Genomic DNA, 11,330 nt, shown 5'->3' on the forward strand with positions numbered 1-11,330 from the left:
CTCCGATGAAACTTAGTTAGAAAATTGTGCAAAATTATAGCAGAGTTCGCTTGCCTCAGATGCTTTCAGGTAAAATGCTATCGTTTAATTCCTAACTTTGGGGTGAAAATCTGTGCTGACCGAATATCAATCACATGTCGAAGAACGGGCTCAAGAAGGGCTGCCGCCATTACCGCTGAATGCTGAGCAAGTTTCGGCACTAGTCGAACTACTGAAACAAGGTGATGCAAACAGCGAAACGCTGCTTGATTTGCTGATTCATCGTGTGCCGCCCGGTGTGGATCAGTCTGCTTATGTAAAAGCAGGCTTCTTAACTGATGTTGCCAAAGGCGAAACATCGTGTGATTTGATTAGTCAGGTCAGAGCAACCGAATTACTCGGTACGATGATGGGTGGCTACAATGTTCAGTCTTTGATTGAGCTATTGGATATTGCTGCGACTGCGGATGCTGCTGAAAAAGCCTTACGCAAAACGTTGATGGTGTACGACGCCTATCATGATGTGGTTGAAAAGGCCGAAACCAATGACCATGCAAAACGTGTTTTGCAATCATGGGCTGATGCCGAATGGTTTACGTCTCGTCCTAAGCTGGAAGACAAAATCACCTTGACTGTCTTTAAGGTCCCAGGTGAAACCAACACCGATGATTTGTCACCAGCGCGTGAAGCATGGAGTCGCCCCGATATTCCGCTACATGCTAAAGCGATGTTGCAGAGCAGCATGCCAGACGGCATTGAAAAAATCGAAAAACTCAAAGAGAAGGGCTATCCATTAGCATTTGTCGGTGATGTCGTGGGTACCGGTTCGTCACGAAAATCAGCGATTAACTCTGTGTTATGGCACATGGGCCACGATGTAGCTTATGTACCTAATAAACGTCAGGGTGGCGTCATATTGGGCAATAATATCGCACCTATCTTTTTCAATACCGCAGAAGATTCAGGCGCGATGCCGATCGAGTGTGATGTTCAGCACATGGAAACCGGTGACATCATCACTGTGCTGCCTTATGAGGGCAAGGTCCTAAATGAGGCGGGTGATGTTATCAGTGAGTTCACTATGCGACCGACAACGCTGGCAGATGAAGTGCGTGCCGGTGGTCGTATTCCGCTGATCATTGGTCGTGGTTTGACTGATAAAGCGCGTGAAACATTAGGCATGCCAGCATCAGATATTTTCGTGCGCCCTGTTGATCCGGTTGATACAGGTAAAGGCTTCACTTTAGCCCAGAAAATGGTGGGTCGTGCCTGTGGTGTTGAAGGGGTTCGTCCTAATACCTATTGTGAGCCGACAGTGACTACGGTGGGCTCGCAGGATACAACCGGGGCGATGACGCGTGATGAACTGAAAGAATTGGCCTGTCTTGGCTTTTCATCTGACTTGGTTATGCAGTCTTTTTGTCACACTGCCGCCTATCCGAAACCCGTCGATATTAAACTGCAACATGAGCTACCAGACTTTATGAGTACTCGTGGTGGTGTTTCCTTGCGTCCGGGTGATGGCATTATTCACTCATGGCTTAATCGTATGATTCTGCCGGATACCGTCGGTACCGGCGGTGACTCACATACCCGCTTCCCGATTGGTATCAGCTTCCCGGCAGGTTCCGGCTTGGTGGCATTTGGTGCTGCTTTGGGCGTGATGCCACTGGATATGCCCGAATCAGTATTGGTTCGCTTCAAGGGTGAAATGCAGCCGGGCATTACATTGCGTGATTTGGTGAATGCGATTCCTTATGCGGCGATTCAACAGGGACTGCTGACGGTAGAGAAAAAAGGTAAGAAAAATATCTTTAACGGTCGCGTTCTGGAAATCGAAGGTCTGCCAGACCTGAAAGTTGAGCAGGCATTTGAATTATCCGATGCTTCCGCAGAACGAAGTGCCAATGGTTGTACGGTCCATCTCGATAAAGAGCCGATCATTGAATTTTTGAAATCTAATATTTCTTTGATGGAATGGATGATTGACGAAGGCTATCAAGATGAGCGCACATTACAACGTCGAATTGATGCGATGAAAGCGTGGTTAGATGACCCTCAGTTATTGTCGCCTGATGCTGATGCTGATTATGCGGCAGTTATTGAGATCGATTTGAATGAAATCAAAGAGCCACTGCTTGCTTGCCCGAATGATCCTGATGATGTGAAACCGTTGTCAGAGGTCCAGGGTGTGAATATCGATGAAGTGTTTATCGGTTCATGCATGACTAATATTGGTCATTATCGTGCAGCCAGCAAAGTACTCGAGAATATGAATAGTCTGCCGGTGAAACTATGGGTAGCGCCACCGACCAAGATGGATAAGCATCAACTTACCGAAGAGGGCGTTTATAGCACCTTTGGTCGAGTAGGCGCGCGTACCGAAACGCCGGGTTGTTCTTTGTGTATGGGTAACCAAGCAAGGGTTGCAGATGGTGCAACGGTGGTTTCGACGTCAACACGCAACTTCCCTAACCGTTTGGGTAATAACGCCGATGTATATTTATCATCAGCGGAATTGGCGGCGGTAGTAGCTAGCATGGGTAAACTGCCAACAGTCGCCGAGTATCTGGAAGCGGTGGCGGGTATTCAGCCGATGGCCGCGGAAATTTACCGTTATCTGAACTTTAACGAACTGGATGAATATCGCCGCGCGGCAAGTTAGTGCCTGGCATTATTTTTCCCATCAGAGGCTGTTTTCTTTCGAGGAAACAGCCTTTTTTGTGAAGACGATATGATGAACGAAACGATTCAAGTTATTCCTCCCTTTAATCTGGCGTTGGCGTTTATGCCTGTGCTTTTGGTACTGGTCATCATGTTTCGCTGGTCGTTGCAGGCAGGCAATGCGATTTATGCCTTGTTGCGCATGCTTGTGCAATTGTTATTAGTCGGCTACGTTCTCACAACCATTTTCGCTGCTGAGCAGGCATGGATTGTGGTGGCTGTGATGCTGGTAATGGTGTCAGCGGCGAGTTGGATTGCTCTGCGGACAGTTGAAGTTAAACGTCAGCAGTTATTTGTGTATGCATTCTGGTCAATTTTAATGGGTGGTGGACTCACATTGGCCTTGGTTACCCAATTCGTGATTGATTTAAACCCATGGTTTGAACCTCGCTACATGATCCCATTAGCCGGCATGATATTCGCGAACTCGATGAATAGCATCAGTCTGGCAGCTGAACGCTTGCAAGCGGAGCTAAAGGTAAAGAAGAAATATACCGAGGCAAGGAGTCAGGCTTTTCAAGCAGCCTTCATTCCTACGGTAAATGCCATGTTTGCCGTGGGTCTTGTTTCATTACCCGGCATGATGACGGGGCAAATTCTATCGGGTGTGTCACCGATAATAGCTGCACATTATCAAATCGTAGTGATGTGCATGATTTTTGGATCAGCAGGTTTATCAACAGCACTTTTTCTTAAAATTAGTCGCAAACAGTTTATTTAAGATGCGCTGTATAAGGCTTCTGCCGCGGCCATAATTTTGGCACTTTGAAATAAAAACTGCCAGCGACGGCCGCCTTTCTGGCGCCATAATACGGCGGCACGAATGCCAGACAGCAGCAAAGCGCGTACTTTATTTACATTATCAGGCTGTTGTAAAAAGCCGGGGTCACCATAGACTTGAATTTGAGGCTTTAATTGGCTCACGGTGCGGTGATAGATATCAGCAAAACGGGCAATCACCTGCGGTGAGGTAATCTCACCAAAGTAGTCAATTTGTTGCGGTACTTGCTCAATCTCACGGCTAATTTGATCCAACATCTCAGGTTGTTTAGCTAATTGACGCTCCAGGTGCAAAAGACTGATGACGTAACGCAACAACACCACATCTTTTTTGTCTTTCTTTTTCGATAATTGTGCGTTGAGTGCTTGGATACCGGTTTTTAAATCGGAAACAGTTCCATAAACCGATTCGGTTGAATCCGCATTCTGGATGACTAAGCTCTGCAACATCGTTTCCAGTTCACGACTATCTGCTTGACCGGTTTCAGCGATACGCTGCACCAAAGTCGCCGCTTGTAAAACAGCTGATAAGGCAATCGTTCTGTCACGTTGACGGGCTGAAATACTCATGGATGCATACCTGGTGCATCAGTTGAGACTATAATACCACCACCAAGACAATCATCTTGTTGATAAAAGACAACAGACTGACCTGGCGTGACGGCACGTTGTTTATCATCAAACTCGACATGAATGAGCCCATTGTCATCTTTGCTGATCGTGCAGGGCTGATCGGGTTGGCGGTAGCGTGTTTTGGCTGCAGCACGACAAGGGAATTCGGGCTCTTCGCCTGCTACCCATGATAATTGTTCTGCTGTCAGGTTTTGACTCCACAACCAGGGGTGATCGCCTTGAACAACATAAAGAATACGGTTTTCCATATCTTTACCGGCCACAAACCAAGGTTCACCGGTGCTGTTTTTACGCCCCCCGATACCTAAACCTTGGCGCTGACCCAGTGTGTAATACATTAGACCTGCGTGCTCACCAATTTTTTCACCATCAGGTGTCCGCATTTCACCCGGTTGAGCAGGGATGTAGCGACTCAGAAATTCACGGAAATGGCGCTCACCGATAAAGCAGATCCCGGTGCTGTCTTTTTTATCATGATTGATAAAGCCTGCTTGTTCTGCAATTTGGCGAACTTCGGTTTTAGGAAGCTCCCCAAGAGGAAATAAGGTTCTGGATAATTGTTGCTGACCAAGCGTGTACAAAAAATAACTCTGGTCTTTTTTATCATCCAGACCTTTTAGCAGGTGAAATTTGCCATCACGTTCTGCAACTCGGGCGTAGTGACCGGTTGCGATTAAAACACCGCCGAGTTCCATTGCATGATCAAGGAATGCTTTAAACTTGATTTCACGGTTACACAGAATATCGGGGTTGGGGGTGCGACCGGCGCGATATTCATCAAGAAAATGTTTGAACACATAATCCCAATATTCCATAGCAAAATTTGCTTCATGGAAGTCGATGCCGACCGTTTCCGCTACTGACATGGCGTCTTTGCGATCTTCTTCAACTGTACATTCACTCTCATCGGCAAAGTCGACCCAGTTTTTCATAAACAGACCTTCTACCTGTTCATGTTGTTGGTTCAATAATAACGCCGCGACAGAGGAATCCACACCGCCGGATAAACCGACTACTACTTTTTTATTTTCAGCCATATTTAGTTATGCAAAATATCGAGAGGGTAGCGATGACCGGCCATATAGTCCTGAAAGCATTCCAACACTAAGGGGCTTCGAAGATCAGTATATCTCGCTTCAATTTGTTCGTATGTTAACCACAATGCTTGATGAATATCGTCATCCAGTGCTTGTGTCGGATCATGTTGGGTCGCCTGACCAGAAAAACAATACCGAATATAGGTATCGCCCTTTAGGGGGTGTATCCAACGGTAGATACCAACCAAATGCTCTGGCGTAAACTGCCAGGCAGTTTCTTCCTGTGTTTCACGAATCACTGCCTCGATTAAGCTTTCGTCGGGTTCGAGATGACCGGCGGGCTGGTTTAAGGTCAGTTTTCCGCGGATTTCTTCTTCGACCAGCAGGAACTGATCGTTGTGTTGGATCACGGCGGCGACGGTTGTTCTTGGTTTCCAAATCATTCCGCCATTTTATCATGTCTGCGTCCGGCGCTGCTTGCCATTGTCCTTGTGACAAGTTGTCTAATGTCCATATGTCAATTGAATAACGGATTAGACGAAGGGTGGGGCATCCTATTGCAGCGGTCATGCGTCTGACCTGACGATTTCGGCCTTCTTGAATTTTAAGTTCCAACCATTGTGTGGGAATAGACTTACGCTCGCGTATCGGGGGAGTTCTTGGCCAGACAGGAGGCGGATCGATAAGACGTGCTTTAGCGGGTAACGTCAGTCCGTCTTTCAACTCTACACCATCGCGTAACTGTTGCAGTGCTGTCTCATCGGGGATATTCTCGACCTGAACCCAGTAGGTTTTTTCCAATTTGAATTTTGGATTGGCAATCAGGTGTTGCAATGGACCAGAGTCGGTAAGCAACAGCAGTCCTTCGCTATCCCTATCAAGACGCCCGGCCGGATAGACTTGTTCCAAATCGATGTGATCTTTTAACGTGCGCCGTCCCGCGCTATCCGTGAATTGAGTGAGTACGTCATAGGGTTTATTGAACAGGATCAGCTGGGTCATATTAGGTGAGTGAACAGTTTAATGATAAAATGCGGCTTTTTTGACATTCAGGTACGCCCTTGTGGGCTGTTATTCGCTTAATTAGTGTACCGGAGAATGGTAAAACTATTCGTGTCAATGCCCAAGAGTTGTAGTGATTGAGCTGCAGCTATAATCCACAACGTTTAAGTGAGGAATTTAAATGAAAGTTGCAGAGAATAAAGTCGTTGTTATCGACTATACACTGACCGACAACGATGGCAGTGTGATTGATAGCTCAGAAGGTGCTGGTCCACTGGCCTACCTGCATGGCGCTGGTAACATTATCCCAGGCCTGGAAGAAGCATTGATTGATAAAGAAGCTGGCGATGAAGTGAAAGCAAGCATTGAGCCTGCAAAAGCCTACGGCGACCGTCATGAGCAATTGAAGCAAGAAGTACCGAGCGAATTGTTTAGCGGTGTTGAAAAAGTAGAAGTCGGCATGCAGTTCCAATCTGAAACTGAGCAAGGCCCAGTTTTGGTTACCGTTGTTGAAATTAATGACGAGACAATCACTGTAGATGGTAATCACCCGTTAGCTGGTGTTCATCTGAATTTTGATGTGACAATCCGTGAAGTGCGTGAGCCAAGCGAAGAAGAATTAGAGCATGGTCACGTTCATGGTGAAGGTGGTCACCAACATTGATGTGACTGCTGTGTAAAAACAGCTCACCACGTCTAAGGAAAGACGGGCTTAGTGCCCGTCTTTTTGTTTGGAAACAATGAATTATGCAAAACCTGAATGATTTAAATCGACTTTTTGGTCGAGAGGATAATATTCAATTTATCGAAGGCCCATCGGGTATGCCATTGATTCAAGTGGCTACCTCACGTGCCAGTGCCAAAGTCGCTTTGTATGGCGGGCAAATGTTGTCATTTAAGCCCGCGACAGCTGAACATGATCTGTTTTATCTCAGTCAGAAAGCAATTTATCAGCAAGGTAAGGCCATTCGCGGTGGAGCGCCATTGTGCTGGCCATGGTTTGGTGATGACCCCGGCAGTTTAGGGCGTCAGGCGCACGGCTTTGCCCGTAATCTGTTCTGGGATGTGTTAGACAGTCAAATTCATGATAATAATGTTGAAATCACATTAGGCTTGGAATCGACTGCAACGAGTAAGCAGTGGTGGCCAAGCGAATTTAGACTGCGGAAAAAAATTCATATTGGCGATACCTTATCGCTATCACTGACGACAGAAAACAAAGGTGAGATCCCTTTTAGTATTTCAAAAGCGCTACACAGCTATTTCCGAGTGGGAGATATAAGCCAAACCCGAGTTTGTGGGTTGGATGGTATCGATTATCTGGATAAAACCTTGGGTTTTACCAAGCAAAAACAAGCTGGTGATATTCAGGCTGATAAAGAAACTGACCGCGTCTATCTAGATGCACCGCAACGTGTTGCGATTATTGATGCTTCGTTGAAGCGTCGTATCGAAATTGAGCATAACGGTGCAGATAATTTTGTGGTGTGGAATCCATGGGATAAAGCGGCTGCTCTGAATGATATGTCGGCTGAAGACTATGAGCAGTTTATTTGTGTGGAAACTGCAAATGCACTAGCTAATAGCGTCATTATCGCTCCAGGCGCAGCACACCATATGCATGTTAGTTACAGCATTAACTCAGAGGCTTAGGTAGCTAAATAGAACAGCGCTTTGAAAATGGACTCTTTCTCGCTACAAGCGCTGTTTAATTTTATCTGGGGCAATGACGCTATCCTAGTAGCTTTAGGCTTTATATCATTACTCTCTTTTATTGCTTCCTTGTTTCTGATTCCCTATTTTGTGGTCAGAATTCCTGTCGATTATTTTGCTGAGAAACAGCGTCAGCCTGCTCCTTGGGCGCAACAACATTTTGTTATTCGATGGCTAGTGCTGATAGTGAAAAACCTATTCGGTATTGTCTTTATTGTACTTGGGCTGGCAATGCTGGTATTGCCAGGGCAGGGATTGTTGACGATATTTATTGGCATTTTGTTGCTTAATTTTCCAGGTAAATATCGCTTTGAAAGACGTTTAATTCGCTATCCCGGGGTTCACCGCGCAATCGACTGGCTGCGAAAGCGGGCAGGGCGGGAACCGTTAATTTTCTGAGTTTAACGCCACTGTTGTTGTAGGGATTCGCGGTGAATATAAAGCCACTGAATCGCGATAATTGGAATGGCAGAAATAATGCGACCTTGTTGCATTAACTCATACGCGCGATCAAATTTCATCGTACTTACCGCAATATCCTCATCTTCATCATCAAGACCATGAATTCCACCTACCTGACTGGCATCTACTCTGCCACAGAATAATGTCAGACATTCCGAGGTTCCACCGGGGGAGGTAAAAAATTCATTAATTTTGACCAACTCTTGTATATGGCAACCAGATTCTTCAATTGCCTCACGTCTGGCAACCTCTTCTGGTGTTTCGCCGTCTTCCATCGCGCCAGCAACAATTTCCAGCAACCAAGCATCTTCTTGTTTCTGTGTCAGTATCGCCCCAGCTCGGAATTGTTCAATGATTACGACTTCATCGCGCTGCGGATCGTAAAGAATCACCGCGACACAGTTGCCCCGGTGAAACACTTCACGCGTTACAGGTGCAGACCACCCACCGTTGTACAAGGTATGTTCTATTGTGTACTTTTTGACGTTGAAAAAGCCCTGAAAAGGGGTGACTTGCTCAAGGATTCGGAACTGTTTTTGGGTCATGGTTGCGTTATGGCATTGGCTGATTGCAGTGGGGTAAAGGCGGTGTCGGTATCAATTCCTTTTAGACGGCGCAGCACCGCGGTAAAGCTAGTGTCATCTTCGATATGTTCTAGTTTTACAGGCAGATAGTTGAGTGCGGGCGCACACCACAGTGTCGTCTCGCGGTCACTGGGTTTTTCACGGTGACGGGTGAGCTTAATTGTTTCTATATGGCCCATCGGCGTGGTAATAGTTTCTTTCCCCAAAACCGTTATGTGATAGGTTTTGAGTTTGCCACCATCGGCTATCCGGTAATCAATCGACTTGATACCACGCTTGAGATCTTTCATCAGGCTGATTTGATAGACGAGTTTGTCTAAAGTGCCTGGTTCAAGTTCAAGCTGCCATGGGTGTTTTTTATCATCAATACTGACAAGGTTATTTTGCCAGTCAAAGTCCATAGCCAAGGTTTTGTCTTTTTTACCGCCACTGCGCTGGTAAATATAACTGTGTGGCTTAACGTTGCCGTTGTTTGGTTGCCAGATACTGGTTTCTTCGATCAGATCCGGTTTGAAAAATGAAAATACCCCTTTAGCCTGGCTAACAGAGTAAAAGCGTTTCAAACCAGATTCTTGTGTTTCCAGACTACGTTTTAATTCGCCTGCCTGTATGCCATTGAGCCGGACCAGATAATTCGCTGAAAAATCGGGGATCTCCTGTGCTGCCAGGGCAGTTGAAATGCTAAGTAACAGAAAAAGACCGATTTTTTTGAGCATGATTAATCCGCTTGTTGAGTCACCAATTTCTTTATGGCAGCAGGATAGAGCAGATGTTCCTGTTCGAGAACTCTTGCTGCCAGCGTATCGGCATCATCATCAGTTAATACCGGCACTTTGGCTTGCAATATTACCGGACCATCATCCAATTCTGCTGTGACAAAGTGCACACTGGCACCGTGTTCTTTCTCACCGGCTTCGATAGCGCGTTGATGAGTATGTAACCCTTTGAACTTTGGCAACAGAGAAGGATGAATGTTAATCAGTCTGCCTGCGAAATGGTCTACAAACTCGGCGGTTAGAATGCGCATAAAACCGGCAAGAATGACAAAATCAGGCTGATAACGGTCAATCTCAGCAGCCATTGCCTTGTCAAAGCTTTCACGGCTCTCAAATAGTTTATGGTCGATAACGGCAGTACTGATTCCAGCATCATGAGCAAACTGAAGGCCAGCAGCATCAGGCCGGTTACTGAGTACAGCGGCAATATCAATATTCAACTCACCTTGCTCGGCGGCAGCAATAATAGAGCGCATATTACTACCGCGGCCGGAGATCAGGATCACCAGCCGCGTTTTTTCTTGCTTATCTGTCATTATTGGTTGATTACCACGATATCGTCATCAGCAACGGCCGCTTCGATATGACCAATAAGACACGCTGATTCGCCTGCTTGATTGAGACATTCGATCGCCTTATCAGCATCTTGTTCGGCCACGACTACCACCATGCCGATACCATTATTAAAGGTACGGTACATTTCGGTATCTTCAACGTTACCTTGTTGCTGTAACCAGTCGAAAACAGCAGGACGTTGCCAGCTATTGGCATCAATCACGGCTTTCACACCTTCGGGTAACACCCGTGGAATATTTTCCAATAAACCACCACCGGTGATGTGGGATAGCGCATGAATGTTAATTTTTTCATTAAGCTGCAACAAAGACTTAACATAAATTTTGGTTGGTGCTAGTAGCTTTTCACCTAAGGTGGCACCATCAAATGCATCACTAAGAGACTGACCGCTACGCTCTAGGATTTTGCGGATTAATGAATAACCATTCGAATGCGGCCCTGATGCGGCAAGACCGATTAGTTTGTTACCCGCAGCCACTTTACTGCCATCAATTACGCCATCTTTTTCAACGACGCCAACGCAAAAGCCGGCCAGATCATAGTCACCTTCTTCGTACATGCTAGGCATTTCGGCGGTTTCACCACCGACTAATGCCGCGCCTGCTTGTAAACAGCCTTCGGCGATACCTGAGACAACAGATTCCGCGACATCTATATCAAGTTTGCCTGTCGCATAATAGTCGAGGAAAAACAGTGGCTCTGCGCCCAACACGGCGATATCATTCACGCACATGGCGACTAGGTCGATGCCGATTGTGTTGTGTATGCCTGACTCAATAGCGAGTCTAAGTTTAGTACCCACACCGTCTGTGCCTGAGACTAATACGGGGTGTTTGTAGCGATCCAGTGGCAATTCGAATAAACTGCCAAAACCACCTAAGCCAGCCATGACACCCTGACGACGGGTTTTAGCGGCATGAGGTTTAATACGATCGACTAGGGCGTTACCGGCTTCGATATCAACACCGGCATCGCGATAACTGAGAGAGGTGCGAGAAGGATCCGCGCTGTCTGTCATGGTTAATTCCTGAAAAAAATGTAGAGCGTCACACGCTGAAAACAGC

Annotated in this window: 13 protein-coding genes; 5 read left to right on the plus strand and 8 right to left on the minus strand. The window is 46.4% G+C overall.

What is annotated here, in order from left to right; all coding sequences use genetic code 11:
- Window positions 1-112: 112 nt before the first annotated feature.
- Both acnB and MDMS009_RS14260 read left to right on the plus strand, forming a co-directional pair.
- Window positions 113-2,644 (plus strand): bifunctional aconitate hydratase 2/2-methylisocitrate dehydratase, encoded by a 2,532-nt coding sequence (acnB, locus tag MDMS009_RS14255; protein ID WP_008292216.1) that lies wholly within the window; start codon window positions 113-115, stop codon window positions 2,642-2,644.
- A 69-nt stretch (window positions 2,645-2,713) separates the two neighbouring features.
- The gene (locus MDMS009_RS14260; RefSeq protein ID WP_237700537.1) at window positions 2,714-3,424 is read left to right on the plus strand and encodes an ABC transporter permease; all 711 of its coding nucleotides are present in this window, start codon (window positions 2,714-2,716) and stop codon (window positions 3,422-3,424) included.
- Here the strand turns inward: MDMS009_RS14260 and hflD are convergent.
- The 4 genes from hflD to MDMS009_RS16160 are packed head-to-tail and all read right to left on the minus strand — an operon-like array spanning window position 3,421 to window position 6,155.
- Window positions 3,421-4,053, minus strand: coding sequence for a high frequency lysogenization protein HflD (gene hflD / locus MDMS009_RS14265; RefSeq protein ID WP_008292123.1), 633 nt, complete (start codon window positions 4,051-4,053; stop codon window positions 3,421-3,423). The genes MDMS009_RS14260 and hflD overlap by 4 nt on opposite strands.
- Window positions 4,050-5,153, minus strand: a complete 1,104-nt coding sequence (mnmA, locus tag MDMS009_RS14270) for a tRNA 2-thiouridine(34) synthase MnmA (protein WP_008292278.1) — start codon at window positions 5,151-5,153, stop codon at window positions 4,050-4,052. The genes hflD and mnmA overlap by 4 nt, the downstream gene beginning before the upstream one ends.
- A gap of 2 nt (window positions 5,154-5,155) precedes the next feature.
- Complete coding sequence (locus MDMS009_RS16445) at window positions 5,156-5,560, minus strand: NUDIX hydrolase (protein WP_237700550.1); 405 nt, start codon at window positions 5,558-5,560, stop codon at window positions 5,156-5,158.
- Complete coding sequence (locus MDMS009_RS16160) at window positions 5,442-6,155, minus strand: pseudouridine synthase (protein ID WP_008292080.1); 714 nt, start codon at window positions 6,153-6,155, stop codon at window positions 5,442-5,444. The genes MDMS009_RS16445 and MDMS009_RS16160 overlap by 119 nt, the downstream gene beginning before the upstream one ends.
- Window positions 6,156-6,336: 181 nt before the next feature.
- Here MDMS009_RS16160 and MDMS009_RS14280 point away from each other — a divergent pair, with 181 nt between their 5' ends.
- The 3 genes from MDMS009_RS14280 (at window position 6,337) to MDMS009_RS14290 (ending at window position 8,267) form a co-directional block, all read left to right on the plus strand.
- A complete protein-coding gene (locus MDMS009_RS14280) occupies window positions 6,337-6,819 on the plus strand; it encodes an FKBP-type peptidyl-prolyl cis-trans isomerase (protein WP_008292173.1) in 483 nt (160 codons plus the stop codon).
- Between the two features lie 83 nt (window positions 6,820-6,902).
- Window positions 6,903-7,808: a D-hexose-6-phosphate mutarotase gene (locus tag MDMS009_RS14285; protein ID WP_008292047.1), complete on the plus strand. Its 906-nt coding sequence runs from the start codon at window positions 6,903-6,905 to the stop codon at window positions 7,806-7,808.
- Between the two features lie 150 nt (window positions 7,809-7,958).
- A complete protein-coding gene (locus tag MDMS009_RS14290; protein ID WP_237700538.1) occupies window positions 7,959-8,267 on the plus strand; it encodes a PGPGW domain-containing protein in 309 nt (102 codons plus the stop codon).
- A gap of 2 nt (window positions 8,268-8,269) precedes the next feature.
- Here the strand turns inward: MDMS009_RS14290 and MDMS009_RS14295 are convergent, their stop codons facing one another.
- From MDMS009_RS14295 to purM, 4 genes are read right to left on the minus strand one after another with little or no spacing between them, the layout of a single operon-like run.
- Window positions 8,270-8,875, minus strand: coding sequence for an NUDIX domain-containing protein (locus MDMS009_RS14295; protein WP_008292167.1), 606 nt, complete (start codon window positions 8,873-8,875; stop codon window positions 8,270-8,272).
- A complete protein-coding gene (locus MDMS009_RS14300; protein ID WP_008292213.1) occupies window positions 8,872-9,630 on the minus strand; it encodes a DUF3108 domain-containing protein in 759 nt (252 codons plus the stop codon). Before MDMS009_RS14300 ends, MDMS009_RS14295 begins: the two co-directional genes overlap by 4 nt.
- A gap of 2 nt (window positions 9,631-9,632) precedes the next feature.
- Window positions 9,633-10,226, minus strand: a complete 594-nt coding sequence (gene purN / locus MDMS009_RS14305; protein WP_008292038.1) for a phosphoribosylglycinamide formyltransferase — start codon at window positions 10,224-10,226, stop codon at window positions 9,633-9,635.
- Window positions 10,226-11,284 (minus strand): phosphoribosylformylglycinamidine cyclo-ligase, encoded by a 1,059-nt coding sequence (gene purM, locus MDMS009_RS14310; protein WP_008292196.1) that lies wholly within the window; start codon window positions 11,282-11,284, stop codon window positions 10,226-10,228. The genes purN and purM overlap by 1 nt, the downstream gene beginning before the upstream one ends.
- Window positions 11,285-11,330 lie beyond the last annotated feature (46 nt).

The sequence above is a fragment of the Methylophaga thiooxydans DMS010 genome (genome assembly GCF_000156355.1).
In the GTDB taxonomy this organism is placed as follows: Bacteria; Pseudomonadota; Gammaproteobacteria; order Nitrosococcales; family Methylophagaceae; genus Methylophaga; species Methylophaga thiooxydans.